At 68.5% G+C, this 25,806-nt stretch carries 23 protein-coding genes; 6 read left to right on the top strand and 17 right to left on the bottom strand.

The window, feature by feature from the left end; genetic code table 11:
* Positions 1-15 precede the first annotated feature (15 nt).
* The 6 genes from BLA15945_RS00980 to BLA15945_RS00955 form a co-directional block, all read right to left on the bottom strand.
* Positions 16-1,269, bottom strand: coding sequence for a hypothetical protein (locus BLA15945_RS00980; protein WP_059240256.1), 1,254 nt, complete (start codon positions 1,267-1,269; stop codon positions 16-18).
* 146 nt (positions 1,270-1,415) lie between these two features.
* The gene (locus BLA15945_RS00975) at positions 1,416-3,005 is read right to left on the bottom strand and encodes an ABC transporter substrate-binding protein (RefSeq protein ID WP_174991242.1); all 1,590 of its coding nucleotides are present in this window, start codon (positions 3,003-3,005) and stop codon (positions 1,416-1,418) included.
* 127 nt (positions 3,006-3,132) lie between these two features.
* Complete coding sequence (locus tag BLA15945_RS00970; protein ID WP_059240260.1) at positions 3,133-3,465, bottom strand: hypothetical protein; 333 nt, start codon at positions 3,463-3,465, stop codon at positions 3,133-3,135.
* Between the two features lie 264 nt (positions 3,466-3,729).
* Positions 3,730-4,059 carry a hypothetical protein gene (locus BLA15945_RS00965; protein WP_059240262.1) on the bottom strand — a complete coding sequence of 110 codons (330 nt, stop codon included), beginning with the start codon at positions 4,057-4,059 and terminating at the stop codon, positions 3,730-3,732.
* Between the two features lie 176 nt (positions 4,060-4,235).
* On the bottom strand, positions 4,236-5,795 hold the full coding sequence (locus BLA15945_RS00960; RefSeq protein WP_059240263.1) for a DHA2 family efflux MFS transporter permease subunit: 1,560 nt from the start codon (positions 5,793-5,795) through the stop codon (positions 4,236-4,238).
* A gap of 404 nt (positions 5,796-6,199) precedes the next feature.
* Positions 6,200-7,102, bottom strand: coding sequence for a LysR family transcriptional regulator (locus BLA15945_RS00955; RefSeq protein ID WP_059240266.1), 903 nt, complete (start codon positions 7,100-7,102; stop codon positions 6,200-6,202).
* Between the two features lie 146 nt (positions 7,103-7,248).
* On the opposite strand from BLA15945_RS00955, the gene BLA15945_RS00950 reads away from it, so the two are divergent.
* A complete protein-coding gene (locus tag BLA15945_RS00950) occupies positions 7,249-9,279 on the top strand; it encodes an FUSC family protein (RefSeq protein WP_174991241.1) in 2,031 nt (676 codons plus the stop codon).
* A 13-nt stretch (positions 9,280-9,292) separates the two neighbouring features.
* On the opposite strand, the gene BLA15945_RS00945 is transcribed toward BLA15945_RS00950, so the two are convergent.
* On the bottom strand, positions 9,293-10,213 hold the full coding sequence (locus BLA15945_RS00945) for a bestrophin family protein (RefSeq protein ID WP_174991240.1): 921 nt from the start codon (positions 10,211-10,213) through the stop codon (positions 9,293-9,295).
* 12 nt (positions 10,214-10,225) lie between these two features.
* Entirely contained in the window at positions 10,226-12,550 is a 2,325-nt protein-coding gene (locus BLA15945_RS00940) for an FdhF/YdeP family oxidoreductase (RefSeq protein ID WP_174991239.1), read from the bottom strand.
* 152 nt (positions 12,551-12,702) lie between these two features.
* Between BLA15945_RS00940 and BLA15945_RS00935 the strand changes: the two genes are divergently transcribed.
* A complete protein-coding gene (locus BLA15945_RS00935; protein ID WP_059240271.1) occupies positions 12,703-14,124 on the top strand; it encodes an aminotransferase-like domain-containing protein in 1,422 nt (473 codons plus the stop codon).
* A gap of 48 nt (positions 14,125-14,172) precedes the next feature.
* Here BLA15945_RS00935 and BLA15945_RS00930 read toward each other — a convergent pair whose 3' ends face one another.
* The gene (locus tag BLA15945_RS00930) at positions 14,173-15,414 is read right to left on the bottom strand and encodes a mechanosensitive ion channel family protein (protein WP_174991238.1); all 1,242 of its coding nucleotides are present in this window, start codon (positions 15,412-15,414) and stop codon (positions 14,173-14,175) included.
* A gap of 493 nt (positions 15,415-15,907) precedes the next feature.
* Between BLA15945_RS00930 and BLA15945_RS00925 the strand changes: the two genes are divergently transcribed.
* The gene (locus BLA15945_RS00925) at positions 15,908-17,626 is read left to right on the top strand and encodes a SulP family inorganic anion transporter (RefSeq protein WP_174991237.1); all 1,719 of its coding nucleotides are present in this window, start codon (positions 15,908-15,910) and stop codon (positions 17,624-17,626) included.
* A 12-nt stretch (positions 17,627-17,638) separates the two neighbouring features.
* Here BLA15945_RS00925 and BLA15945_RS00920 read toward each other — a convergent pair whose 3' ends face one another.
* Positions 17,639-18,514: a LysR substrate-binding domain-containing protein gene (locus tag BLA15945_RS00920; protein WP_174991236.1), complete on the bottom strand. Its 876-nt coding sequence runs from the start codon at positions 18,512-18,514 to the stop codon at positions 17,639-17,641.
* Between the two features lie 94 nt (positions 18,515-18,608).
* Here BLA15945_RS00920 and BLA15945_RS00915 point away from each other — a divergent pair, with 94 nt between their 5' ends.
* Positions 18,609-19,208 (top strand): LysE family translocator, encoded by a 600-nt coding sequence (locus BLA15945_RS00915; RefSeq protein WP_081052022.1) that lies wholly within the window; start codon positions 18,609-18,611, stop codon positions 19,206-19,208.
* 31 nt (positions 19,209-19,239) lie between these two features.
* Here the strand turns inward: BLA15945_RS00915 and BLA15945_RS00910 are convergent, their stop codons facing one another.
* The 6 genes from BLA15945_RS00910 to BLA15945_RS00885 form a co-directional block, all read right to left on the bottom strand.
* Positions 19,240-20,694, bottom strand: coding sequence for a DHA2 family efflux MFS transporter permease subunit (locus tag BLA15945_RS00910; RefSeq protein WP_174991235.1), 1,455 nt, complete (start codon positions 20,692-20,694; stop codon positions 19,240-19,242).
* Positions 20,691-21,254 (bottom strand): isochorismatase family protein, encoded by a 564-nt coding sequence (locus BLA15945_RS00905; protein ID WP_059240283.1) that lies wholly within the window; start codon positions 21,252-21,254, stop codon positions 20,691-20,693. The genes BLA15945_RS00910 and BLA15945_RS00905 overlap by 4 nt, the downstream gene beginning before the upstream one ends.
* A 67-nt stretch (positions 21,255-21,321) precedes the next feature.
* The gene (locus BLA15945_RS00900) at positions 21,322-21,777 is read right to left on the bottom strand and encodes a MarR family winged helix-turn-helix transcriptional regulator (RefSeq protein WP_081052023.1); all 456 of its coding nucleotides are present in this window, start codon (positions 21,775-21,777) and stop codon (positions 21,322-21,324) included.
* Between the two features lie 73 nt (positions 21,778-21,850).
* Entirely contained in the window at positions 21,851-22,084 is a 234-nt protein-coding gene (locus BLA15945_RS00895) for a DUF7661 family protein (protein ID WP_059240287.1), read from the bottom strand.
* A gap of 44 nt (positions 22,085-22,128) precedes the next feature.
* Positions 22,129-23,211, bottom strand: coding sequence for a serine hydrolase (locus BLA15945_RS00890; RefSeq protein ID WP_174991234.1), 1,083 nt, complete (start codon positions 23,209-23,211; stop codon positions 22,129-22,131).
* A gap of 197 nt (positions 23,212-23,408) precedes the next feature.
* Entirely contained in the window at positions 23,409-23,687 is a 279-nt protein-coding gene (locus tag BLA15945_RS00885) for a hypothetical protein (protein WP_174991233.1), read from the bottom strand.
* Positions 23,688-23,738: 51 nt separating this feature from the next.
* Between BLA15945_RS00885 and BLA15945_RS00880 the strand changes: the two genes are divergently transcribed.
* Together BLA15945_RS00880 and BLA15945_RS00875 are read left to right on the top strand one after the other, a co-directional pair.
* Positions 23,739-24,614, top strand: a complete 876-nt coding sequence (locus BLA15945_RS00880) for a LysR family transcriptional regulator (RefSeq protein WP_174991232.1) — start codon at positions 23,739-23,741, stop codon at positions 24,612-24,614.
* A 73-nt stretch (positions 24,615-24,687) separates the two neighbouring features.
* Positions 24,688-24,972, top strand: coding sequence for a transcriptional regulator (locus BLA15945_RS00875; protein ID WP_174991231.1), 285 nt, complete (start codon positions 24,688-24,690; stop codon positions 24,970-24,972).
* Between the two features lie 69 nt (positions 24,973-25,041).
* Here BLA15945_RS00875 and BLA15945_RS00870 read toward each other — a convergent pair whose 3' ends face one another.
* Positions 25,042-25,785, bottom strand: coding sequence for a transporter (locus tag BLA15945_RS00870; protein WP_059240295.1), 744 nt, complete (start codon positions 25,783-25,785; stop codon positions 25,042-25,044).
* Positions 25,786-25,806: the final 21 nt, after the last annotated feature.

Raw genomic sequence — 25,806 nt, 5'->3', positions numbered from 1 at the left:
GCAGCGGCCCGGTGCCTACTGCTGCATGTCCGGCGCTTCGCGCAGCCGCCAGATCGCGTTGCACTGCTGGCCGCCGAGGCTCGTCGAGCGCAGCGTGATGACGGCGCCGGCCGCTACCTGATACGAGAAATGCGCCATCAGTTCGGTGCCCTTGCGCTGGGCCTGCCCGTCGACCCGCACTTCGCACTGCAGCGGTGACGGCGAGCCGGACGGGTGCGTGACGTAGACGTTCAGCCGCGCGATGTCGCGGGTCGCGGTGAATACCGCTTCGTGGTTTCCGCTGCCGACGAGCATCGTGCCGCCCGGTTCGTCGATCGCCTGCAGATACGCGCCCGCGCTGGCCTCGATCGCTGCGGACGACACGGCCAGCCCGGCCGATTGCACGTAGTCCGCCGCGGCGATGCGTGCGGCGACGGCGTCGGACGGTGCCGGTGTGCCGTCCGACAGCGCGAACGGCGTGCCGTCGCGCAGCGCGGCGTCGATGTGGTTCGTGTAGTAGCGCCACCGGTCGAGGAAGCGGATATCGCCGGTCATGTGCAGTGCGCGGATCGGTTCGCCCTGATACCGGAGCGTCGTCTTGCCGCTGCCCGCATCGAACGATTCGTGAATGCCGTACTTGCTGACGAAGTTCTGGACCGGGTCGAGCAGCGTCGTTTCGCCTTGCGCGCTCCACAGATGCAGGAAGGTCGTATCGATGCCGAAGCATTCCTGGAAATCGGTACCGATGCGGGCCATGCAGTCGCGCAGGTGATCGGCATAACGCGCCCAGGCATCGGCCGTTCCGGCCACGAGCCCGGCCTGCAGCGCGCCGCCGTGGCGTGCGTTGACTTCATCGACGACGAGACGCCAGTGATGGTCGCGCCGCTCGCCGATCAGCGGCGTGACGACGAACGTGCAGAACAGCGGGTCGGGGCACACATGGATCCGGTCATCGCCGATCTGCGAGAACAGGTCGAATTGTGGCGCGCAGAACCAGATATCGGCGTCGTACAGCGCGAGCTTGCGGATCTGCGGATGGCGCGCGCAATATTCGGCGGCCTCGATGAAGCGGCCGACCGGCAGCGCATACGCGTCCGACGCGTCGATCACGTCGACCGACTGACTGGCGAGGATCTGCCGCTTGCGTTCGGACAGCCCGTAGCCGATCACGGCGATCCGCCCGTCGTAGCCGGTCTGTCGCAGCGACAGCAGGAACGGCACGAGCATTTCATACCACGCGCGGTTGTTGTCGTTGATCGCGACGCAGACTGCGTGCTCGCTCGAATGCATGTTGTTTCCCCGTTACGTGTGCCCGGCGCGGCATCGGCGCGGCGCCGGCCATTGTAGATCGCGGCCGCCGCACGGCGCAGCGCCGGCGTGGCGGCCGGCGGCGATGACCCGTGCTCCGGCAGGGCCGGGTGCGCGGGCCGCCGCGATTACTTCGCGAGCGTCCGGTACGACACGAGGTCGTTGATCGGCCCGATCTCCGGCCCGGTCGCGCCGGGGCGCGTCGCAACCTGCACGACCTTCTCGAACATGATGATGAACGGCGAGTTCGCGAGCACGGCCTTCTGCAGTGCCTCGTAACGCTGCGCGCGCTTCGCGGGCGACGGCTCGACGAGCGCGGCCTCGGTGTCCTTCGTCAGTTGCGGAATGTCCCAGCTGTTGCGCCACGCGAGCATCTTCGTCGGCGACTGATCCGAGTTGTCCGGATTCCACGCGAAGCCGCGCGCGTTACTGTTCGGGTCCATGTAATCGGGCGACCATTCGCCGATGAAGATGTCGTGCTGGCGCGCGCGGTACTTGCCGATCGCCTGCTTCGCATCGCCGGGGATCAGCTTCACGCGGATGCCGCCCTGCGCGAAGTTCGCCTGCAGCGCCTGCGCGATCTCGAGGTACGGATAGTCGTTCGGCATGTCCATCGTCACGTCGAAGCCGTTCGGCAAGCCGGCCTTCGCGAGCAGCGCCTTCGCCTTCGCGACGTCCTGCTTGTACGGCCGCGCGTTCGACGCGCCGAGGAAGCCTTCGGGCAGGAAGGTCTGGTGCACCTTGTAGGTCGTGCTGACGATGTTGCGCTGGATGCCGTCGTAGTCGACCAGCCATTTCATCGCCTGCTGCACCTCCGGTTTCGCGAGGTTCGGGTTCTTCGTGTTCAGGCTCAGGTACAGCAGCGCGGATACCGGCCACGACGCGACCTTGATCTTGCCGGCCTTCGTCAGCGCGGCGAGGCTGTCGGGGCTCAGGTTGCGCGCGGCGTCGGCGTCGCCGTTCTCCAGCAGCAGCCGTTGCGCGGACGCTTCGGGCACGTGGCGCAGCACGACCCGCTTCATCGGGTACGGCGTGCGGTACTTCTCGAAACGCTGCAGCACGATGGTCTCGTTCGGCGTCCACTTGACGAGCTGGTACGGGCCCGAGCCCGCATCGTTGGTCCGCAGCCAGCCGCTGCCGAAATCGTTGCCCTGCTGGTGCGACAGCAGGAGCTTCTTGTCGAACACCGAGGCCGGGCACGCGCTCAGCACGTTGAGCACGAAGCTCGGCGCGTACTTGCGGTCGGTTTCGAGCACGACGGTCTGCGGATCGACCACGCGCACCTTCTGCATCACGTTCGCCTTCGTGAGGCCGAGATCGGCGAGCACGCCGGCCGGCCCCTTGTCGAGCAGGATGGTGCGCTGCAGCGACCATGCGACGTCGTCGGCGGTCACCGGGTTGCCGGAATGGAACGTGAGGCCGGGGCGGAGCTTGAACGTGTAGGTCGTGCCGTCGGCGCCGACGGTCCACGATTGCGCGATCTGTCCGTCGAAGCGTGTCGGGTCCTTCAGGTCGACGCGCACCAGGCGTTCGTAGGTGTTCGCGACATATTCGGACGGCACCAGCTCGTAGATCCCGCTCGGGTCGAGGGTCGTGAATTCGCCGAGCTGCGTGGCGACGACGAAGATGCCGGGCGGCGTGGCAGCCTGCGCCGGCAGCGCCGGAACAAGCGCGACGAGCGCGGCGCTGACGAACAACCGGGACAGCAGGTGCTTCATGCGGGCTCCATCGAAAAGGAATCGTGGTGCGATTCTCTCATCGACGGACGCCCGGATGAAAATATTCGGCGTACGCGCCGGCTGGCGCGCAGCGGCGGGCCGGGCGGGCGCCCGGCACCGGCGGGCGTCAGATCGCGCAGCGTGCGATCGCGAAGCGCATCGCTTCCTCGGCCGGCTCGCTACCCGAGCCGCGGACGACCTTGATGACCGAGCCGTTGCCCGACGGCGTCAGCGTGACGAAGTACGAATTCGAGCCGACGGAGATGTCGGTCACGCCGTTGTGCTGCGATTGTTCGGTGCCCGACAGGCGGCTGTCGAGGCAGTTCGCGATCGCGTAGGCCGGACGTTGCGACGACACGTAGATCATCGGCGCGGCACCCGAGGAAGCCGAATCGGACGAGGGCGCGGAACCGCAGGCGGCGAGCAGGGCGGCGGGAAGGAGCAGCAGGAATCGTTTCATGGTCGGTCGTCGTGTGTCTCGTATCGAGGCTGGGGCGCGGGGTAGGCGAAACGCGAAGCTTCGCGACGAAACCGCCCGGAATCGGGCCATTTTTTGACGGACGACGATGCGACAGGCGGCTGACGACGGAGTATACCCGCAGCATTTGAAGCCGTTGGCGCGTTGAAACGATTCGATACACAACAAGCACAAGCACCCGCTACCGCATCGCGGCAGCGGGCGTTTCAGGTGATGGCGAATGGGCGCTTGCCGGTGTTGTCGCTGTTATTGGCCGATCTTGTTGCTGACCGCATTTTCCTGCTGGTTCAGCACGTGCTTTTCGCTCTTCGTGATGTGGCTGCGATCCTGCGCAGCCATGTCCCGCTCTTCCTGGCGGATCTTGCGGTCGTCACGATGCAGGCGTGCTGCCTGGGCGTGCGACATCTCGCCTTCCTTCACTTCGTGATGGATGCGGCGATTCTGGTTCGCGAGGCGCTGGTTGACCTCTTCGCGGCGCGGATGCGCCTGTTGCCACGGCGTGTCGGCGAACGCGGTGCCGGTCAGCACCGACATCAGGGTGGCGGCAATCGCGATTTGGCGGGTAAGGGCTCGCATGGTGTTTTCTCCTGTTGTTGCGCGTCCGGATCGTGGGCGCATGAGGAAAAAACGCGGGGCGGGCACCGGCTGTTGACGTTTCCGCCTGTATCGATTGCAAGTCTTTATTACGTCGGCGGGGGGGCGGCGCGGGCCCGGGCGTGCAGGACACCGGGCCCGGCCGAAGCGGGTACGGATCAATGCGCGCCGGCCGCCGCCGCATCGGCATCGCCGCCGCCCGAGCGCGACGGTTTCGTGATCCAGATGAGCGGGATGATCGCGATGAAGATGATCGCCGACACGAAGAAGATGTCGTTCAATCCCATCACGGCCGCCTGCGAATCGACCGAAGCGTTGAAGAACGCGAGCGCCGAATCGGGGCCGATGTGCAGCAGCGAGCGCGTCGCGTCGACCTGCTGCGTGAAAACCGGGTTGGTGACGCTCGCCTGTTCGGTGAGCCGCACGTGATGCAGGATCGTGCGGTCGTTCCACGCATTGCTGATCAGCGACGTGCCTACCGCGCCGCAGAACGTGCGGCCGAAATTCGACAGGCCGGCCGCGGCCGGGATCTTTTCGGGCGGCAGCCCGGACAGGATGATCGACGTCAGCGGCACGAAGAACATCGCCATCGGAATGCCCTGCAGCAGCGTCGGCAGCACGAGATCCCAGCGCGACACGTCGGTGTAGAAGGTCGTGCGCATCATGAATACGACCGCGAAGCCGACGAACGCGAGCGTCGCGATGTAGCGCGGATCGGTGCGCGGCAGCAGGCGCCCCATCACCGGGGTGAGCAGGACCGCGAACAGCCCGAGCGGCGCGGTGGCGAGCCCCGAATCGACCGCCCGGTAGCCGAGGTAGCCCTGCATCCATTGCGGCAGCAGCACGAGCGTGCCGAAGAACATCCCGTACGCGACCGAGATCGCGATCGTGCCGCCCGCGAAGTTGCGCTGCGTGAAGAGCCGCAAATCGACGATCGGGTTGGCCTCGTGCAGCTCCCACACGAGGAAGAACGCGAAGCCGATCAGCGCGACGATGCCCAGCGCGACGACGACGGGCGAGTTGAACCAGTCGAGGTCCTTGCCCTTGTCGAGCATGATCTGCAGCGACGCGACCCACAGCACGAGCAGCAGCAGGCCGACGGTATCGATCGGCAGGCGGCGCGTGGCCGATTCGCGGTCGCGGAACACGAACCACGTGACGGCCGCCGCGAAGAAGCCGACCGGGATGTTGATGTAGAAGATCCACGACCAGTTGTAGTCGTAGGTGATCCAGCCGCCAAGCGACGGCCCCGCGATCGGGCCGACGAGCGCCGTCATCGACCACAGCGCGAGCGCGCTCGACGATTTCTGCCGCGGCCACGCGCCGAGCAGCAGCGCCTGCGACAGCGGCGCGAGCGGCCCCGCGACTGCGCCCTGCAGGATCCGCGCGGCGAGCAGCGTCGGCAGGTTCGGCGCGATCCCGCACAGCCACGACGCGAACACGAACAGCAGGATCGACGTGACGAACAGGCGCACCTGGCCGAAGCGCTGGGTCAGCCAGCCCGTCAGCGGAATCGACACCGCGTTCGCGGCCGCGAAGATCGTGATCACCCACGTGCCTTCGTCGACCGACACGCCGAGGTCGCCCGAGATCGTCGGGATCGCGACGTTCGCGATCGACGAGTCGAGCACGTTCATGAACATGGCGAGCGAGACCGCGATCGTGCCGATCGCGAGCTTGGCGCCCGACAGCGGCGCCTGGGGTGACGGAGATGACATGGTGTTCCTGCGTGATGAAAGGGGGCCGGGCGGCGCGCACTGGCGGGCGCGCACACGCGTGCGACGCCTGCGCGGGCGGGCCGCGCAGCGGACGGACACGCACCGCGCGCGGGCGGCCCGGCAAACAGGGGCCGTCCGCGCGCAGCGTGCGGTTCAGGCGTTCAATCGGATCGGCGAAGCCGTGACGGGCTCCGGGGCGCGGGCAGGCCGGTCAGGAAGGCGCGACGCGCGTGACGCGCCGGCGGGCAGCGGGCACGTGGCTGCCGTCGCGTGTGCGGTGGTTTTTCATGGGCACAGGCTAACGACGCGGCGAGCGGCGATCAACGCTCGCGCGGTCATTAATTCCTTTCGTGCGGCGCAATAATGCGGTCGACGTGCATCGATGGCTGGTCGTACGGTGCCGGTTACGGTGCAGCTCGCCACGCGGTGAAGACTTCCGTCAGGAACTCGACGAATGCGCGCACCTTGCTGTCGAGCGTTGCGCGCTTCGGGTACAGCGCGTGCAGCTCGACGTCGTCGGTACGGTGCCAGTCGGGCAGCACGATTTCGAGTTCGTTGTTCTCGAGCCGCCGCGTGGTGAAGTGCGTCGAAATCAGCGCGATGCCGCCGCCGCTCGCGGCCTGGCGCAGTACCGTGACCGATTCGTTCGAGATCAGCACGGGCCGCACCGGTACTTCTGCGACGTCGCCGGCTGCGTTGGTGAGCCGCAGCGTCAGGCCGGGCGTGTCGCGGCCGACGAACAGGATGTCGTGCTCCGCGAGATCCTGCGGCGTGCGCGGCCGGCCGGTGCGGTCGAGATAGTGCGGGCTGGCCGCGAGCTTCGCGTGCGACCAGCCGAGCGAGCGCGCGACATAGCCGGAATCGGTCAGCACGCCCGTGCGCAGCGCGACGTCAAAGCCGTGTTCGACGAGATCGAGTGCGCTGTTGTCGTAGATCAGCACGAGCTGGACCAGCGGATAGCGCCGGCGAAACTCGGCCAGCGCCGGCTCCAGTTCCAGCAGGCCGATCGCGTAGGGCACCAGCACGCGCAACGTGCCTTCGGGCTCGGTGCGCAGCGCACGGGCCTGGCGGTCGGCGTCGAGCAGGATTTCCTCGGCACGCAGGCAGCGCTCGTAATAGTCGCGGCCGGCTTCGGTGACGGAGACGCGGCGTGTCGTGCGGTAGAGCAGCTGCACACCGAGATCGTCCTCGAGCTGCCTGACCTTGCGGCTCACGCGGCTGAGCGGCATGTCGAGTTGCGTGGCGGCGGCCGTGAAGCTGCCGCGTTCCACCACGCGCAAGAATATCCGGATGCTTTCGAGGTCCATACAGGGCGTATCAGGGTTCGGCCTGCGCGCATCTTACCGTCGCGCGCCGGATCGCTGCGGGTCGCGCCGATTATCCTGCCCGGTGCAATAACGCATCCTGCCGCTGCCCCGTAGTGGCGGCCGGCGTGCAACCGTATGCTCGCGGGATGAAATTCGCCTTTCCCAGCATGCCGCCGCTCGCGGCTGTCCGGGCCGCGCTGCGCGACGCGCGCCCGGCGTTGCCGCCCGGTGCGCTTGCATTCGCACTGCGCAATACGGCCGCGTCGCTGCTCGCGCTCTATATCGCGTTCCGGATGAATCTCGACGATCCGAAATGGGCGGCGTCGACGGTGTGGATCGTCGCGCAGGGCAGCCGCGGGATGGGGCTGTCGAAGAGCCAGTACCGGATTCTCGGCACCGCGATCGGCGCGGCCGTCGCGCTCGTGCTGACCGGCGCGTTCGCGCAGACGCCCGAGCTGTTCCTGCCGGCGCTCGCCGCGTGGATCGGCCTCTGTGCGGGCGTGGCGACGTTCCAGCGGAATTTCCGCGCGTATGCGGCGGTGCTCGCCGGCTATACGGCCGCGATCATCGCGATGGACGCGGTGTCCGCGCCGCTGCATGCGTTCGATATCGCGGTCGCGCGGTTCCTGTACGTGGTGGTCGGCATCCTGTGCGGCGCGCTGTTCGAAACGGTGTTTGCGCCGGGCGCACCGCTGAAGGACGTCCGGACGCGGCTCGCCCGCTATCTGGATCGCGCGGTGGCGGTCGGCGCGGGCGCGCTGCGCCGCGAGCCGAACGGCGCGGCCGTGCACCGGTTGTTCGTGGACGCGCTCGAACTCGACACGGCAGCCGAATATGCGGCGGCCGGCGCACCACCGGTGCGCAACGCGATCGGCCATCTGCGCGCAGCGGCGCTGGGCGTGTTGACTGCGCAGGCCGCCGGGCAGGCGATCCGCGAGCACGCGGCGCGTGCCGGCGATGCGCCGGATCCGCTGGTCGACGAGGTCGCGCGCGCGCTCGACGGCATTGCCGCATCGGGCGACGCGGGACACGGGATGGCGGCGCTGCGCGCACGCGTGGACGACGCGCTGCACGCCGAGGCCGCCGCGCCGGTCGGCCCGGATACGTCGCGCCTGCTGACGCTCGACCGGCTGGCGGCGCTGCTCGCCGGATTCGAGCGCGCGTTCGCGAGCCAGGCGCTGCTCGACCGGCCCGAGCCGCCGCCTGCGCGCGTGCGCTATGCGTTCCACCACGATCCGGTGCTCGCATGGCACAACGGGATCCGCGCATTCATCGCGGTGCTGGCCGCGTCGGCGATCTGGATCGTCACCGCATGGCCGTCGGGCGCCGGTTTCGTCGCGATCACGGCCGTGGTCGGCGCGCTGTTCTCGACGCGGCCGAATTCGGTGCGCGCGGCCGTCGGCTTCCTGAAAGGCACGGCCTGCGCGGCGGTCGCGGGCGCGGTCTGCAATTTCATCCTGTTGCCGGCGGTGTCGGGCTTCGAGATGCTGGCCTATATCCTCGGCGTGTTCCTGATCGGCACCGGTATCGCGATGCGTCATCCGCGCACGGCCGCGATGGGCAGCGCATTCGCGATCTTCTTCTGGAATTTCACGTCGCCGGACAACACCGCGCGCATCGGCGACGCCGCGTTCCTGAACAGCGCGCTCGCCACGCTGCTCGGCATCGCGTTCGGTGCGCTGATCTTCGCGCTGGTGTTTCCCGGCGATCCCGCCACCAGCCGGCGGCGGTTGCATCGCGCGGTGCGCCGCGATCTGGCCGGCATCGCGCGCGACCCGCGTGCGTGGTCGGAGAGCGCGTGGCTGAGCCGGACGGCCGACCGTCTCGCGCGTGAACTCGGCTTCGCGGGCAGCCTGCCGCAGACGCTGATCGAGCGCGACATGCGCGACCTGCTCGCGATCTGGGGAATCGGCGACAGCCTGCTGTCGCTTGCCGAACTGGCATCGCGCGAGCCGGCCGCGCGCCGTGCGGTGTCCGTGGTGCGCGGGCGCGTCGCGCGGGCGGAATTCGCCCAGCTCGACCGGACTTGCGATGCGGCGGCGCGTGTGCTCCGACGGCGCGTGGCCGTTCGCGAGGGCGATGCCGCGCCCGCGTTGCTGCGTGGCGTCGTGCTGTTGCGGCGGATCGCGGACGCCGCCGCCGAGCATGGCCGCTTCCTGCGCGGCCGCGGCGACTGAGCGGGGCGGCGGCTCAGGTGAGGCGGTACGCGCGGCCGGGCGTCACTTCGGCCGGCAGCGGCTCGCGGTTCAGTTCGAGCAGCGTGCGCTCGATCTGGCGCGTCATCGCATCGAGTGCGAGATGGTTCGGCCCGTCGCCGAACGGCTCGGCGATCGCATGGGCGATCGCGTCGAGCGCGATCAGCGTATAGGCGACGAACACGGTGACGAACGGCGTCGCCGCGCCGATCGAGTCGACGAGGCCGAACGGCAGCAGCACGCAGTACGCATAGATGGTCCGGTGCAGCAGCACATCGTATGAAAACGGGATCGGCGTCGACGCGATCCGCTCGCAGCCGCTCACCATCGACACGAGATCGTCGAGGCGCGCGTCGAGCATCCACAGGCGCGTGTCGGCGAGGCGGCCCGCATCGGCGCGTGCGGCGAACGCTTCGCGCAGTGCATGCACGATGACGACCGGGCGGAACCGCGAGCCGGCGATGCGCGCATAGGCGGCATCGTCGAGCAGCCCGCGCAGGTCCGCGGCCGGATCGGTGCCGCGCAGTTGATGCTTGAGCGCATAGACGAACGCGACGACCTGGCGCACGAACGCGCGCCGCGATGCGTCGTCACGATCGACGGCGCCGTAGCAGAGCGCCTGCGACACCAGCGTGCGCGTGGCGGTCAGGACGCCGCCCCACAGTTGCCGGCCCTCGCGGTAGCGTTCGTAGCTCGCGTTGTTGCGAAACCCCGCGAAGATCGCGAGCGTGAGCCCGATCAGCGTGAACGGCGTCGGGTTCAGCGGCACTTTCTCGCCGAGCACGCGGCCGCCGCCCCACACCGCGACGAGGCTGATCGCGAGCGTCAGCACGAGCTGCGGCAGGATGGTCGGCAGCACCGAGCCGTTCCAGACGAGCAGCATCCGCAGCCAGTGCTCGCGCGGCCGAACGATCATCGTCGTGCTCCGTCAGGCGGCGATCGACGCCGGCGCGGCCGCGCGATGCAGCAGCACGGGCACCGACTTCGACGTCGGCGTATTGCACACGTCGCCGACGCTGTCGAGCGGCACGAGCGGGTTGGTTTCCGGGTAGTACGCGCCGATGCAGCCGCGCGGGATGTCGTACTCGACGAGCAGGAAGCCGTCCGCGCGCCGCTCGATGCCGTCGTGCCACACGGTCTCCATGTCGACCCATTCACCGGCCTTCAGGCCGAGCATCGCGAGATCGTCGCGGTTGGCGAACACCACGCGGCGCTGGCCGAACACGCCGCGATAGCGGTCGTCGAGCCCGTAGACGGTCGTGTTGTACTGGTCGTGCGAACGCGTCGTCATCAGCGTCATCAGCCGTTCGCCGTGCAGTGCGCGGGCGCGCTGGATCGGCGTGTCGGTCGGCATTGCGTGCGCGATGAAGTTCGCCTTGCCGGTCGGCGTGAGCCATTCGCGGTCGCGCGACGCGACGCGCAGGTGGAAGCCGCCCGGCCGTGCGATGCGCGTGTTGTAGTCGTAGAAGCCGTCGAGCGTCGCTTCGATCGCGTCGCGGATCTTCGCGTAGTCGTCCTTGTAGGCGAGCCAGTCGATCTTGCCGCTGCCGAACAGCGCATGGGCCATATGCGCGACGATCGCGGGCTCCGACATCAGGTTCGGCGACGCCGGCTTGTTCATCCCGTACGACACGTGGACCATGCTCATCGAATCCTCGACCGTCACGCCTTGCGCGACGTTGTCCTGCAGGTCGATCTCGGTGCGGCCGAGCGTCGGCAGGATCAGCGCGTCGCGGCCGTGGATCAGGTGGCTGCGGTTCAGCTTGGTCGTGATGTGCACCGACAGGTCGCAGCGGCGCATGCCTTCCCACGTGCGCGGCGTGTCGGGCGTCGCCATCGCGAAGTTGCCGCCGAGGCCGATCAGCACCTTCACGTGGCCTTCGAGCATCCCTTCGATCGTCTCGACGACGTCGTAGCCATGATGGCGCGGCGGTTCGAAGCCGAACACGTGGCCGAGCCGGTCGAGGAACGCCTGCGACGGCTTTTCCTCGATGCCGACCGTGCGGTTGCCCTGCACGTTCGAGTGGCCGCGCACCGGGCACAGGCCGGCGCCGGGGCGGCCGATGTTGCCGCGCATCAGCATCAGGTTGGTCAGCATCTGCACGGTCGCGACCGAATGCTTGTGCTGCGTGATGCCCATGCCCCATGTCGCGATCACGCGTTCGCTGCGCGCATAGAGCTGGGCGAGGGCGTCGATCTGCTCGTACGGCACGCCGCTTTCGGCCGTCAGCGCGGACCAGCTTTCGGCGCGCAGGTCGTCGGCGAATGCATCGAAACCGGCGGTGTGTTCGCCGATGAACGCGGTGTCGAGCACGCGCGGCGCACCGGCGGCGCGCGCGGCGTCGTCGAGTTCGAGCACGCGCTTCGCCATCCCCTTGATCAGCGCGAAATCGCCGCCGATCGTCGGCTGGATGAACGTCGACGCGATCTTGGTGCCCGACATCGTCAGCATCTCGAGGGGGCTTTGCGGATCGGCGAAGCGTTCGAGGCCGCGTTCCTTCAGCGGGTTGATCGACACGATCGTCGCGCCGCGCTTCGCGCATTCGCGCAGCTCGCCCATCATCCGCGGATGGTTGGTCGCGGGGTTCTGGCCGAAGATCAGCAGCGTGTCCGCATGTTCGAAATCGTCGAGCGTGACGGTGCCCTTGCCGACGCCGACCGAGGCCGGCAGCCCGCGGCTCGTCGCTTCGTGGCACATGTTCGAGCAGTCGGGGAAGTTGTTCGTGCCGTACAGCCGCACCAGCAGCTGGTACAGGAACGCCGCCTCGTTGCTCGCGCGGCCGGACGTGTAGAACGCCGCCTGGTTCGGGTCGGGCAGCGCGCGCAGGTGGCGCGCGATCAGCTCGAACGCATCGTCCCACGCGATCGGCACGTAGCGGTCGGTCTGCGCGTCGTACACCATCGGGTCGGTGAGCCGGCCGTGCTGTTCGAGTTCGAAGTCCGACTGTTCGAGCAGCTCGGTGACCGTATGCGCGGCGAAGAAGTCGGGTGTCACGCGCTTGCTCGTCGCTTCGGCGGCCACGGCCTTCACGCCGTTCTCGCAGAATTCGAACGTCGACGCGTGCTGGCGGTCGGGCCACGCGCAGCCCGGGCAGTCGAAGCCGTCCGGCTGGTTCTGGCGCAGCAGCGTACGGTAATTGCCGCCGGCGACCTTTTCCTTGATCAGGTTGATCGTGACGGCTTTCAGCGCGCCCCAGCCGGCGGCCGGGTGGGTGTACGGTTCGATGCGCGCGGTGGCGGATTTCTTTTTCATGATGCGGGTGTCGGGGTCGATGGCTGCAGAGTACGCGCGGCACCCGTCCGGCTGTGTGTACACCTGTTCACTTCAAAAAAGAGTACAGTTGCGGCCATTCATACAGTGCGGATCGCAACTGTGTTGTTGAAGGGAAGTTGAAAGGGAGGCGCGTGAAGCGTTACGAACAACTGGCCGACGATCTCCAGGCGCAGATCGAGCGTGGCGTGTACCGGCCGGGCGAGCGGATTCCGTCGGTGCGGCAGGCGAGCCGCCAGCAGCAGCTGAGCGTGACGACCGTGCTGCGCGCGTACCTCGTGCTGGAAAGCCGCGGGCTGATCGAAAGCCGGCCGCAGTCGGGCTATTTCGTGCGGGCGCGCGCGTCGGCGCCGGCCGAGGCCGAGCTGCACACGTCCGCGCCGACGGCCGAGCCGTCGGCCGTGGACGTGAGCCGGCTCGTGCTGTCGACGCTGCGCTCGATCGCGCGCGACGACGCGGTCCCGCTCGGCTCGCCTTACCCCGACGCGTCGCAGTTTCCGGTGCAGCGCCTCGCGCGCTATGCGCAGGCGATCGGCCGGCGCCGCACGCGCTGGGGCGTGATCGACGATCTGCCGCCCGGCAACCAGGAGCTGATCCGCCAGATCGCGCGGCGCTATGCGGAACGCGGGATCCCGGTCGAGCCGGGCGAGATCGTGATGACGATCGGCGCGACCGAGGCGATCAACCTGTGCCTGCAGGCCGTTGCGAAGCCGGGCGACACGATTGCCGTCGAATCGCCGACGTTCTACGCGATGCTGCACGCGATCGAGCGGATGGGCATGCGTGCGCTGGAAGTCGCGACGCACCCGGGCGACGGCATCGATCTCGACGCGCTCGAGCGGGTGCTCGAACGCGAGCGCATCGCCGCGTGCATGGTGATGCCGAATTTCCAGAATCCGCTCGGCTTCCAGATGCCCGATGCGCGCAAGCGCGCGCTCGTCGAACTGCTGGCGAAGCATGGCGTGCCGGCGATCGAGAGCGACGTCTATCACGAGCTGCATTTCGGCGACACGACGCCGAGCGCGCTGAAATCGTTCGACCGCGACGGGCTCGTGCTGCATTGCGCGTCGTTCACGAAGAGCCTGTCGCCGCGCTACCGGATCGGCTGGGCGATGCCGGGCCGCTACCGCGACCAGGTCGAGAAACTGAAATTTCTGAATACGCTCGCGACGCCCGCGATCGAGCAACTGGCGATCGCCGAGTACCTGAAATACGACGGCTACGATTTCCACCTGCGGCGCATGCGCAAGCAGTACGCACAGCAGGCGAGCCTGATGAGCGCGATGGTGCGGCGCTTCTTCCCGGAAGGCACGCGCTTGTCGCAGCCGCAGGGCGGGTACGTGCTGTGGGTCGAGCTGCCGCCGCAGGTCGATGCGATGAAGCTGTACACGCTCGCGCTTGCGCAGCGGATCACGGTCGGGCCCGGCCACATGTTCTCGGCGGGCACCGATTACCGGCATTTCATCCGGCTCAACTACAGCTATCCGTGGTCGCGCCAGATCGAGGACGCATTGAAGGTGCTCGGGCGGCTCGCGTCGGAGTGCGCGGCGCGGTGAGCGTTGTCGCGAAGGGCAGCGGCCGGTGACCGGCCGCCGCGTCGCGCATCAACCCGCTTGCGGCGCCTGCAACCCGGCCTTCGCGGCGACGGCCATCTGCCGCATGTCGAAGCCCGACGGGTGCTGGTACACGCGCAGCCCGAACTCCGGCAGCACCGCGATCAGGTGATCGAACAGGTCGGACTGGATGGTTTCGTAGTCGACCCACGACGTCGTGTCGGTGAAGCAGTACAGCTCGAGCGGAATGCCTTCGGCCGTGAGCGGCAGCTGCCGCGCCATGCAGGTCATGTCGCGGCGGATGCGCGGATGGCCCTTCAGGTAGTTCGCGACATACGCGCGGAACGTGCCGAGGTTGGTCAGCTGGCGGCGGTTCGCCGGGCAGTCGCCGGCCGCGCCGAGCGAGCCGTTCCATTGCTCGATCGCGTCGACCTTGTCCTCGAGATAGTCCTTCAGCAGCGTCAGGCGTTCGAGCCGTTCGATTTCGTCGTTCGACAGAAAGCGCACGCTCGTCGCGTCGACGAACAGCGCGCGCTTGATGCGGCGGCCGCCCGCTTCGGTCATCCCGCGCCAGTTCTGGTAGCTCTCGGTGATCAGCTTCCACGTCGGCACCGTGATGATCGTGTGATCGAAGTTCGCGACCTTGACGGTGTTCAGCGTGATGTCGATGACGGTGCCGTCCGCGCCGGCCGACGGCATCGTGATCCAGTCGCCGATCCGCAGCATGTCGTTCGACGACAGTTGCACGCCGGCGACGAGGCCGAGCAGCGTGTCCTTGAAGATCAGCATCAGCACCGCGGACATCGCGCCGATGCCGGACAGCAGCAGGCCGATCTGCTTGCCGGTTGCGTCGCCGATCACGACGAGCGCCGCCGTGATGAACATCACGAGCTTGACGAGCTGCATCGCGCCTTTCAGCGACAGGCGCGGCTGGTCGCGCTGATAGGTGCGGTGCGCGTGTTCGAGCGCCGACAACGTCGCGCTGATGGTCATCGTCACGAGGAACACGATCAGCGCGAACAGCACCTTGTCGGCGGCCTGAGCGGCCGTGTCGGGAATGCCGGGCACCGCACCGAGCCCGAGCTTGACCACGACGAACGGGACGATGCGGTTCAGCCATTTGAATGCGCCGAACTCGAACAGCGCGTCGTCGACGCGCGTGGCGGACAGCCGCGCGAGGCGCGCAACCACGCGAAACAGCAGGAAGTGGACGGCGACGGTGATCGCACCGGCGGCGGCGAGCAGGACGAGGATGCCGACGAGCGGCGTCAACCAGGATTCGTTCAGGGTCATGGCGGCAGACAGGGGCCTTCTGGTGCGTTGAATCGGCGCCGCGACGCGGCGCGCGCCCGGTGAAGGGCACATGAAAGGGACCGTGATTGTGCCATCGGGTTCCGGGCGCATGCCGTGAATGCCGCGTCGACCGGCTCCCGAATAGGCTCACCCTTGTGCAGGTGTCCTCTGCATTCAGGTGAGGGCGCGCAGTGAATCTGCGTCACCTCAGGCCGGTGTCGAGTCGCTTGCCGGATACATCGCGCGCCTGCCTGCGATCGGCGCGCAGCCTTTACAGCGGGCCTTCGCGCTTCGATGCGCTCGATCGGCGATCCGTGCCATCATGCGGACGTCGCATGCGTTGCCGGGGCGTCGCTCGCGCCCGCGTGCGGCCTGTCAGCCAGCGGTGAGCGACACGCGGCGCTTTCGCGCACTTGCCATGCCGGGGCCGCCCGGGGCACGATGCTCGAACGACTTCGCGAACCCCGTCACATCGACCTCACGCATTTCACGCATGCAAGATTCCAACGAAAGCCGCTCGTCAGGCGTGCGGCTGCTGAAGGGCATTCTCCCGATCCGCCGCGCCGGGGCCATCCGCGACGTATTCGCGGGCGTCTCGCTCGCGTCGATGGACATCCCGCAGGTGCTCGGCTACGCGCGCATCGCCGGGATGCCGGCCGTCACGGGCCTGTACACGGTGTTCCTGCCGCTCGTTGCGTTTGCGTGCTTCGGCGCGTCGCGCCATCTGGTGGTCGCCGCCGACTCCGCGACCGCGACGATCTTCGCGAGCCGGCTGTCGTCGATGGCGCCGGCCGGCAGCGCGGACTATGCGGCGCTGGCCGGCATGGTCGCGCTGCTGACGGCCGCGATGCTGCTGCTCGCGCGCATCTTCAAGCTCGGCTTTCTCGCCGATTTCCTGTCGCGCACGGTGCTGGTCGGCTTTCTGGCCGGCGTCGGCGTGCAGGTGTCGATCGCGATGCTCGGCGACATGCTCGGCCTGTCGGTGCCGTACCCGGCGTCGCGTAGCCTCGCGCAACTCGACTACGTCGTCACGCATCTCGTCCATACGAACCGGCCGACGCTCGCGCTCGCGGCGCTCGTCGTCGTCGCGATTCTCGCGTGCAAGCGGTTCCTGCCGCGCGTGCCGATGCCGATGATCGCGGTCGTGGGCAGCATCGCCGCGAGCGATGCGTTCGGCTTCGCCGCGCACGGCATCGCGGTGCTCGGGCCCGTCGCGGGCGGATTGCCGCCGCTGCGCTGGCCCTCCGTCACGTGGCAGCAGTTCCTCGATCTCGTGCCGGTCGCCGCATCGTGCTTCGTGATGATCATCGCGCAGAGCGCGGCGGCCGCGCGCGTGTTCGCGCAGCAGTACGACGAGGACGTCGACACCAATGCCGACATCCTCGGTCTCGCGGCCGCGAACGCGGCCGCCGCGGTCGGCGGCGCGTTCGTCGTGAACGGCAGCCCGACGCAGACGGCGATGGCCGACGGCGCGGGTGTGCGCAGCCAGATCGGGCATCTCGCGTTCGCCGCGGTGGTGGCCGTCGTGCTGCTGTTCTTCAGCACCTACCTCCAGTATCTGCCGCATGCGGTGCTGGCCGGCATCGTGTTCACGATCGCGCTCGGGCTGATCAACGTGCGCAGTCTCGCGGCGATCCGCAAGGAAAGCCCCGGTGAATTCACGCTTGCGTTGATCACGGCCGCGGCCGTCGTGACGGTCGGCGTCGAGCAGGGCATCCTGCTGGCCGTCGCGCTGTCGCTGATGCGGCACGTGCGTCACAGCTACCAGCCGCATACGATGGTGCTCGAACCCGTCGCAGGCAACGGGCGCTGGCAGCCGGTGCCCGCGCGACGCGGCGCGATGACGGCGCCGGGGCTGATCGTCTACCGGTTCGGCTCCGACCTGTTCTTCGCGAACGATCACCTGTTTGCCGCCGAAGTGACCGAACTCGTCGAGGCGGCGCCGGTGCCGCCGCGCTGGTTCGTCGTCGATGCGGGCGCGATCACCGACGTCGACTATTCGGCCGCGCGGACCCTCACCGATCTCGTCAGGGCGCTGCATGCGCGCGGGATCGGCGTGCTGTTCGGGCGCGTGAACCGCTACCTGCGCGCGGACATGGATCGCCACGGGATCACCGAGGTGGTCGGCGCGGCATGCATCTTTGCGACGCTGCATCAGGCGCTGGAAGCGGCGGGCACCACGCCTGCGCCGCAGGAGCCGGGCACGGTGTAGCGCGAACCGGCGCTACGCGGCCGTGCGCAAGCGCGCAAAACCGTTGCGCAAGTAGCGGGCCAGTTCCGCCGCGGCCGGCGTGTGCTGGCCGCGCGGCACATGCAGGTTGATCGAGAAGTTCGGCAGCGCGGGCAGGCCGTTGCCGGCCGGCAGGATGTCGAGATCGGCCGGTACGGTGGACGCGAGCCAGACGGTTACGGCGAGATCGGCGCGCACGGTCGCGGCCGTTGCGTCGAAGCTGCCGTTCTCGAACAGGGTGCGCCACGCGCGATCGCAGCCGCGCAGTGCGTCGAGCACCGTCGGGCGGAACGCGCAGGTCTGCGCGACCATCGATACCGGCAGCGGCGTGTTCCGGTGCGCGGTGCCGCCTTTCGCGCCGACCCAGACCAGCCGGTCGACGGCGATGCACTCGCCGCGCGCCGATCCGGCCGGCGCCTCGATCAGCGCGACGTCGAGGTCGCCCTGCGCGAGCCCCCGGCGCAATTCCGGCGACGCCGCGCACACGAGCGTGAGCGCAACCTGCGGATGCGCCTGCGCATAGCGTTTCAGGATCGGTGCGAGACAGGTGCCGACCAGATCCTGCGGCGCACCGAGACGCACCGCGCCTTCCATCGCACCGGCCGTCAGGTCGGTGAGCAGCGCATCGTGGACCGCGAGCAGCCGGCGCGCCTGTTCGAGCAGCCGCTCGCCGGCCGCCGTGAGCAGCAGGCTGCGATGCTCGCGGACGAACAGCGGGCCGGACAGCGTTTCGAGCCGTGCGACCTGCTGACTGATCGCGCCCTGCGTCAGGTGCAGCGCGTGGCCGGCCGCCGTCATGCTGCGATGATCGGCGACCGAGACGAATGCGCGCAGCAGCGCGATGTCGAGATTGCGTGCCATGCGTCGCATTATGGATGCTAATGGCAGGCATAAAAAGCTTTCGCTTTCGTCATGCGTGCATCGCAGGTAAAACGGGGCTTCGACGACGACTACCGGAGCTGCCGTGCCGCTTCACGACTACCTGCCGCTGATGCTGTTCGTGATCGTGTCCACCGTGACGCCCGGCGGCGCGACGACGCTCGCGACCGCCTCGGGCGCCCATTTCGGCTACCGGCGTTCGCTGCCGCTGATGGCCGGGATCGCGGCCGGCCTGGCGTCGATGGCGGCCGCTGCGGCGGCCGGGCTCGGCAGTGTGCTGCTCGCGCTGCCGACGTTGCAGCTTGCGATGAAGGCGGTCGGGTCGCTGTACCTCGTGTGGCTGGCCGTGCGTATCGGGCGCGGCGGCAAGCCGCGGCTCGATGCCGCCGTGCAACGGCCGCAAGGATTCGTCAGCGGTGTGTGGATGCTCTGGCACAACCCGAAGGGCTGGGCGATGACGCTCGGTGCGGCCGCGTCGTTCGCTGCGCTCGCGTCCGGGCCGGCGCGGCTCGGCGTGCTGCTCGGGCTCGCGTTCGGCGTGGCGGCGATGGCGTCGCTGTCGCTGTGGTGTTTCGCCGGGCTGCTGTTCGCACGCGTGTTGCGCACCGAGCGGCAGTGGCGCTGCCTGAATGCCGGGCTGGGCTTGCTGCTCGTGGTGTCGATCGTGCCGATGTGGCTGCCGTAGCGGGAGGCCGCGCACGCGGCGCTCCCGCTGTTCAGTGCGAGCCGGCCCGCGCGGTACCGTCGGGCCGACCACCGGCGCCGGCCGACCACACCGGTAACCGCAGCGTCGTCGCGCAGCTTGCCGCATGCAGCGCGCACAGCAGGCCGAACGCCCATGCATACGCGACGGCCGGCGTGCCGCCGGGCGATACCGATTCGGCCTGCAGCCGCCACGCGAGAAACAGCGTGCACACCGTCGTGAACGTCGGGCCGCCGAGGCGCTGCACGATATTGAGCGACGTGGTCGCCATCGGCAGGTTGCGGCGTTCGACCGACGCATACGCGGCGGCGATCGACGGTGCGCCGATCGCGCTCTGGCCCATGCCGCGGAGAAACAACGCGGGCACGAGCACCAGCGGGTCGTAGCCGGTCAGCGCGACGAACACGAACGGCAAGGTCGCGAACAGCGCCAGCAATGCACCGGCAGCGGCCAGCCGGCGCACGCCGAAGCGGCTCGTCAGTGCGCCCATCGACGGATAGGTGACGAGCATCCCGAGCCCGAGCGGCGCGAGCAGCCAGCCCATCTCGCCCGGTGAGCGCCCGCAGGCCTGGATCAGGAACACGGGGATCAGCATCTGGCCCGCGTACATCGCGCCGTTCGACAGGAACTGGGTGCCGGCCGCCGCGCCGAACACGCGCGAGCGAAACAGCGCGAGATCGATCAGCGCATGTTCACCCTTGCGTCGCTCGAAGCGCAGGAACACGACCAGCAGCAGCGCCGAGCAGGCGACCGCGGCGATGCCGAGGGCCGAGCCGATTCGTTCGACGCCGTACAGGAACAGCACGAGGCCGGGCGACAGCAGCGCGAGACCGACCCAGTCGAGTTCGCGCGGTTGCGCGTCGTCGCGGTCGCCGGGCAGGAAGCGCGCGGCCAGTGCAAGCGCAAGCGCGCCGACGGGCAGGTTCACGAGAAACAGCCAGCGCCACGACCCATGCTGCAGGATCGCGCCGGCGACCACGGGCCCAAGGATCGGCGCAAGCAGCACGGGCACCGCCGCGTAGCCGATCACGCGCGCCATCTGCTGGCCGGCGACACGCGCGATCATCATCTGCGCCATCGGCGCGAGCAGCCCGCCGCTGACGCCTTGCAGCACGCGAAACGCGATCAGCGACGGCGCGGACCACGCGAGCCCGCACAGCGCCGACGTGAGCGTGAACGCCGAGAAACACCACAGGTACAGCGCCTTCGCGCCGATGCGGTCGACCAGCCAGCCGTTCAGCGGCAGCACCAGCGTCAGCGCGAGCAGGTAGCCGCTCGTCACCCACTGGATCGTCGACAGGCTCGCATGCAGGTCGGTCGCGAGGCTCGACAGCGACACGTTGACGACCGTCGCGTCGAGCTGTGACAGCAGCGAGCCGAGCGTCGCGACCGCGCTGACCTTCCAGATCGACGGGTCGAGCCGGCCGGCCGCGTGGCCTGGCGCCGGCTGCGTACGCGTGTCGCTCACGCGCCGCGCCGGTCGAGCAGCGCGACGATGTCCTGCGTCGTGCCGGTCTCGCCGAGGCGCGGGAACAGGCGCTCGATGCTGTTCACGTGTGCATCTGCGTTGAGGTCGGTCATCGCGTCGACGGCGAGCGTCACGTTGTAGCCGAGTTCGTGCGCGTGACGTGCGGTCGATTCGACGCCGATGCTCGTCGCGACGCCGGTCAGCACGATCTGCGTGACGCCGGCCGCCTTCAGGTGCGCGTCGAGACCGGTGCCGGTAAAGGCGCCCCAGGTCTTTTTCGTCACGACGTGGTCGGTGGGTTGCTGGTTCAGTTCGGGCACGAGTTCGGCCCAGTCGGCGGGCAGCGCATCAAGGCGCGCCTGCTGCTGCGTGCGGCCCGGCGCACCGCCGGCGACGTTGACGAGCACGACCGGCAGGCCGCGGCTGCGGAAGGCGTCGAGCAGCGTGCGGGCGTGTGCGATCACCGGTGCGACCGGGTGGGCCGTGGGGAGGGCGACGATGCCTTTCTGCAGGTCGATGACGACCAGGGCCGTGTTCGTGTCGAGGCGGGTTGCGCTCATGATGGGCTCCGTGGAAAAGGGCGGGGAAAGCCGGGCGCGCGGCTACCACGCGGCGCGCCGGCAGGATTCATTGGTCGCCGATGCGGCGGATCAGCGGGATCGCGGCGGCAAGCGTGTCGATGTCTTCCGGATCGAGCTTCTCGATCGCCGCGCCGAGCCACTTGTGTTTCGCGGCGTTGCGCTTGCGCCGTGCGTCGAGGCCGGCCGCGGTCAGTTTGAACAGGATCTGGCGGCCGTCGGTCGGATGGGGTTCGCGCTCGACGAGCGCGTCTTCCTCGAGGCTCGCGAGAATCGCCTTCATCGACTGCGGCTTCATGGCCTCGGCGCGGGCGAGATCGGCGGTCGTCATCGGCCCGTGCCGTTCGAGCCGCGCGATCGCGCTGGTCTGGGACATGCCGAGCCCTTCGGATTCGATCTCGGAGCGCAGTCGCCGGATGAGCTGGCCGACGGCGAGGGTCAGGTCGGCGGCAACGATGTCGGCGGAAACGCCGGGTTTGCGTGGCGGGTTCATGCGGCGAATCATAGAGTACGACAGTTAAACTTGCAAGTTTAACTGTCTAATATTCTGCCGGATTGCGGTGTGGTCCGACGTGCGATTACGCGCGGCGCGATTCGACCGGGACGACTTCGCTGTATCTCGGGGTCGCGTTCTCGTGCAGCAGGTCGCCGAGGTATTGCGCGAGTTCGTCCGCGGCGAGCGCGGACGGAATCTGCAGGTTGGCCGGGCGCCGCTTGCCTTCGACGCCGAGATCGAACACGGCCCAGCGGCCGTTCGTACGCACGACGGCGAGCAGCCGTCCGAATGCATTGAAGCGGTATTCGTCCTGCATGGCATCGCTCCCGTCAGGTGAACGCACCGGCTGCCCGCGCGCGTTTACTGGATCGAGCAGGACAGCCAGCGGTGGATTTTGAGTGCGTCGCTCGACACGCCCGCACGCGTCGGCGCACCGAGCAGCACGACCGTTTCGCGGCGGCCCTTCACGCGCATGCGCATCACGACGCCGTGCCCCGATTCGTTGATGAAGCCGGTTTTCTGCAACCGGATCGGCAGGCGGCGGTAGCGGACGAGCGGGTCGGAATTCACGTACACGAGTTCGCCGTCGCCGGGGCGCACGGTGGTCGACGTGTCCGTCGAGAAATAGCGGATCAGCGGATCCTGTGCGGCCGCGCCGACGAGCCGCGCGAGATCTTCCGCCGTCGACACGTTGTGCGGCGACAGGCCGGTCGGCTCGCGGAAGTGCGTATGGCGCATGCCGAGCCGGCGCGCTTCGCGGTTCATCGCGTTGACGAATGCGGCGCGACCGCCCGGATAGTCGCGGCTCAGTGCGGCGGCCGCGCGGTTCTCGGACGACATCAGCGCGATATGGAACATGTCGCGGCGCGACAGCTCCGAGCCGACCTGCAGGCGCGAGCCGGTGAACTTGATCGTGTCGCGATCGTGCGCGGTGACGCGCAGCACGCCGTTCAGCGGACGATCGGCGTCGCGCGCGACGACGGCCGTCATCAGCTTCGAGATCGACGCGATCGGCCGCACGGTGCGCGCGTTGCGGGCCAGTAGCGGTGTGCCGGAATCGACGTCGAGCACGTAGGCCGCGCGTGAATGCAGCGATCCGACTGCACGTGGCGTGTAGCCGCAACTGGCGAGCAGCTTCGGTTTCGCGGGCGGGCGCGACCGCACGGCGGCCGGGCGTTTCGCGCGCCGTTGCTGTGGCGCGGGTGCCGCGTGCCGTTTGGCTGCCTGGTGCGTGACGCGAGGGCGGCGATGCTTGACGGCCTTTTTCTTGCGGTGGGGCTTCTTCTTGACGGCCTTCGTGTGCGCATGCGCTTGTGCATGGACGGTGCGATGCGGCTGCACGCGTTGCGCGGACGCATTCGCGGCGAACGCGAGCAACAGGAACGAGAGGGCGAGGATCAGGGTGGTCCGGGCGCGAGGCAGGCGCGCGATGAGGCCGGTCAAGCGAAAGTCTCCTTTTCACGCGCAATGCGGCTGCGCGGAATGCATGGGCGGTCGGCGGGTGCGGGAAATTATACGGTCGATCGCGTGGCGATGACGATGGGATGAGTCGCAATGACGCGTGATGCGGGCGGATTTGGGGCGTTTTCGTGCTGCCGACCGGCGGTGCGCGTGTGGCGAAGACCGGGCAGGCGGGCCGCTCAGCGCGGCCAGTGCCGCCGTGACACGACCGCGAAGCTGATCGCGATCGAACCCGTCACGGCACGCGGCGGCGCTTCATTCAGCGCATCGCCAAAACGAAAGCGGCGGCTGCGTCCGTCCGTGCGTTCGGCACGACGCTTCGGTGCGCGGGCATCGGCCGCGGCCGCATGTTCGTTGGTGTTTTCGACATCGCAAGATGGCTCGGCGACACAATCGGCCGCTTGATCGACAGGCATGACGGTGAATTCCGGGAAGGGCATGCCCGTATTGAACGGCATCGCATTCAATCGGTAAAATGAATATTTCAATCGATACGATTCTTTTCAGGAATGGAACTGAAACTGCTTCGCACGTTCCTGACGGTCACCGAGCTGTGCCATTTCAGCCGCGCGGCCGATGCGCTGCACATGAGCCAGCCGGCGCTGAGCAAGCAGATCGGCGCGCTCGAGGCGAGCCTCGGCGGCAAGCTGTTCGAGCGCGGCCGCCACGGCGCGGAGCTGACGCCGTTCGGCGAACGCTTCCTGCCCGACGCGCAGACGCTCGTGCGCGATGCCGACGAGATCCTTGCGCGTGCGCGGGAGGCGACCAGCGGGCAGCGCGGCCATCTGCGGCTCGGCATCTGCCTGTCCGTGCTGACGCTGGTGCCGAAGCTCATCGCCGAGTTTCGGCGTCGCAATCCGGGCATCGCGGTCACGCTGAGCGACCTGTCGTCGTCCGAGCAGACGCGCCGGCTGCGCGCGGGCAAGCTCGACGCGGGTTTCCTGCGCCTGCCTTCCGACGAAGGATTGTCGTCGTTCAAGGTGATCGACGAGTCGCTCGCGCTCGCGGTGCCACCGCATCTCGGCTTCAAACGCGTGCCGGCGGACCTCGACGTGCTCAACGAGATCGGCTTCATCGCGCTGCAGCGGGCGCGCGGCCCGGGGCTGGCCGCGCAGATCGACCGATGGTGCGTCGAGCGCCGCTTCGTGCCGCACGTGATGCAGCAGGCGGAGGACGTGCAGTCGGTGTTGACGTCGGTCGCGGCGGGCGTCGGCGTCGCGTTCATCCCGTCGAGCGCGCAGTATCTGCTGCGCGATGCGACGGTGATGCCGCTCGACGGCCGGGACGCGAAGTGGCGCGTGGGGCTCGCATGGCTGTCGGATCGCGACGATCCCGTCACCGCGCGTTTCGTGTCGTTCATGCGCACCGCGCTCAAGGGCGCGTGACGCGGCGTATAGTGGTTGCGATTCCCTTTTCCGAATGAAGGCCGGCCCGGCGCCGGCCGACGAACCCGAACCGATGACTTCCGAATCCGACGATTCCCCGCTCGATCCCGCGCTCGTTGCGACGCTCGCGACGCTGAACGAGGCCGCGAACGATCCGGCCGGCAAGACCTGGTCGCTGCCGAAGATCGCGAAGCGCACGCAATTGCCGATGAGCACGCTGCGCCGCGTGCTGACGCAGCTCGACGCGGCTGGGTTGAGCGCAACGACGCTGAACGACGACGGCACCGGCAGCGCCGCGTTGACCGACGAAGGGCGCGCGGTGTGCGCGCAACTGTTCGGGGCGAACGACGCCCGATGAATGAAAAACGGGCCGCCGATGCGGCCCGTCGTGTGCTGGCCACGCGCGTCCGCCGCGCCGGACCGCACATCACCAGCGGGCAGTCACGCCGCCCATCACAGAATGACGGTAGGTCTGGTCGTTCAGCCCGCGCCGGTAGCCGATGTCGAGATCGAGCCAGCGCGTCGGCGAATAGATCGCGCCCGCGAGCACGAACGCCGGATTCGCGCCGGCCGTGCGTTCGGTGTTGCGCGACGTGCCGATGTCGGCCACGAGTTGCAGCCGGTCGGTCGCCTTGTAGATCGCCGCGGCCGACACGGCCCAGACCGACGTCAGGTCGCCCTGGCGATTCGGCTGGTACGTGAAGCCCGCGTTCGCGAGCAGCGAGACACGCGTGGCGTCGGCCTGCACGAGCAGCGTCGCGCCGGTGCCGACACGGCCCGTGCCGAGCCCGCGGCTGTCGTTGCCGGTCGGCATCGTCAGTTTCGGTTTCAGCGCGAACGACAGCGGCCCGCGTTCGACGAATCGCCATTTCATGCCGATCTCGACATCGCCGATGCCGGCGCCGTTCTCGTCGGATCGCGTCTGCAGATGCGTGTACGGCGCGTTGACGTACACGTCGACGTGTTCGCCGAAGCCGCGCGTGAGTGTTGCGTTCCACAACTGGTGGCGGCCGCTGTCTTCCTGTTTCGAGGTTTCCTCGCCGTTGAACTCGAACTGCCAGTTGGCGTTGCCCTGCGTGCCGGTGTCGTCGCTGACGAGCGGATGGGCGGCAAAGGCTTCGATCGGCGCGAGGAGTGCGCTCGCGGCGGCGAGCGGAAGGATTCTTTTCATCACATTACCCGTAGAGCGTCG

This window comes from Burkholderia arboris (assembly GCF_902499125.1).
Lineage (GTDB): Bacteria > Pseudomonadota > Gammaproteobacteria > Burkholderiales > Burkholderiaceae > Burkholderia > Burkholderia arboris.
The sequence above is the reverse complement of the archived record's forward strand: the minus strand, read 5'-3'. Positions and strand labels throughout refer to the sequence as shown.

Bases quoted from the DNA above. Each gene is read 5' to 3' on its own strand.
- BLA15945_RS00895 (WP_059240287.1), bottom strand. From the start codon at position 22,084: ATGCAGGACGAATACCGCTTCAATGCATTCGGACGGCTGCTCGCCGTC.
- BLA15945_RS00950 (WP_174991241.1), top strand. From the start codon at position 7,249: ATGAAATTCGCCTTTCCCAGCATGCCGCCGCTCGCGGCTGTCCGGGCC.
- BLA15945_RS00930 (WP_174991238.1), bottom strand. From the start codon at position 15,414: ATGACCCTGAACGAATCCTGGTTGACGCCGCTCGTCGGCATCCTCGTC.
- BLA15945_RS00920 (WP_174991236.1), bottom strand. From the start codon at position 18,514: ATGCGACGCATGGCACGCAATCTCGACATCGCGCTGCTGCGCGCATTC.
- BLA15945_RS00925 (WP_174991237.1), top strand. From the start codon at position 15,908: ATGCAAGATTCCAACGAAAGCCGCTCGTCAGGCGTGCGGCTGCTGAAG.
- BLA15945_RS00970 (WP_059240260.1), bottom strand. From the start codon at position 3,465: ATGAAACGATTCCTGCTGCTCCTTCCCGCCGCCCTGCTCGCCGCCTGC.
- BLA15945_RS00880 (WP_174991232.1), top strand. From the start codon at position 23,739: ATGGAACTGAAACTGCTTCGCACGTTCCTGACGGTCACCGAGCTGTGC.
- BLA15945_RS00900 (WP_081052023.1), bottom strand. From the start codon at position 21,777: ATGATTCGCCGCATGAACCCGCCACGCAAACCCGGCGTTTCCGCCGAC.
- BLA15945_RS00975 (WP_174991242.1), bottom strand. From the start codon at position 3,005: ATGAAGCACCTGCTGTCCCGGTTGTTCGTCAGCGCCGCGCTCGTCGCG.
- BLA15945_RS00955 (WP_059240266.1), bottom strand. From the start codon at position 7,102: ATGGACCTCGAAAGCATCCGGATATTCTTGCGCGTGGTGGAACGCGGC.
- BLA15945_RS00885 (WP_174991233.1), bottom strand. From the start codon at position 23,687: ATGCCGTTCAATACGGGCATGCCCTTCCCGGAATTCACCGTCATGCCT.
- BLA15945_RS00945 (WP_174991240.1), bottom strand. From the start codon at position 10,213: ATGATCGTTCGGCCGCGCGAGCACTGGCTGCGGATGCTGCTCGTCTGG.
- BLA15945_RS00875 (WP_174991231.1), top strand. From the start codon at position 24,688: ATGACTTCCGAATCCGACGATTCCCCGCTCGATCCCGCGCTCGTTGCG.
- BLA15945_RS00960 (WP_059240263.1), bottom strand. From the start codon at position 5,795: ATGTCATCTCCGTCACCCCAGGCGCCGCTGTCGGGCGCCAAGCTCGCG.
- BLA15945_RS00980 (WP_059240256.1), bottom strand. From the start codon at position 1,269: ATGCATTCGAGCGAGCACGCAGTCTGCGTCGCGATCAACGACAACAAC.
- BLA15945_RS00870 (WP_059240295.1), bottom strand. From the start codon at position 25,785: ATGAAAAGAATCCTTCCGCTCGCCGCCGCGAGCGCACTCCTCGCGCCG.
- BLA15945_RS00940 (WP_174991239.1), bottom strand. From the start codon at position 12,550: ATGAAAAAGAAATCCGCCACCGCGCGCATCGAACCGTACACCCACCCG.
- BLA15945_RS00905 (WP_059240283.1), bottom strand. From the start codon at position 21,254: ATGAGCGCAACCCGCCTCGACACGAACACGGCCCTGGTCGTCATCGAC.
- BLA15945_RS00965 (WP_059240262.1), bottom strand. From the start codon at position 4,059: ATGCGAGCCCTTACCCGCCAAATCGCGATTGCCGCCACCCTGATGTCG.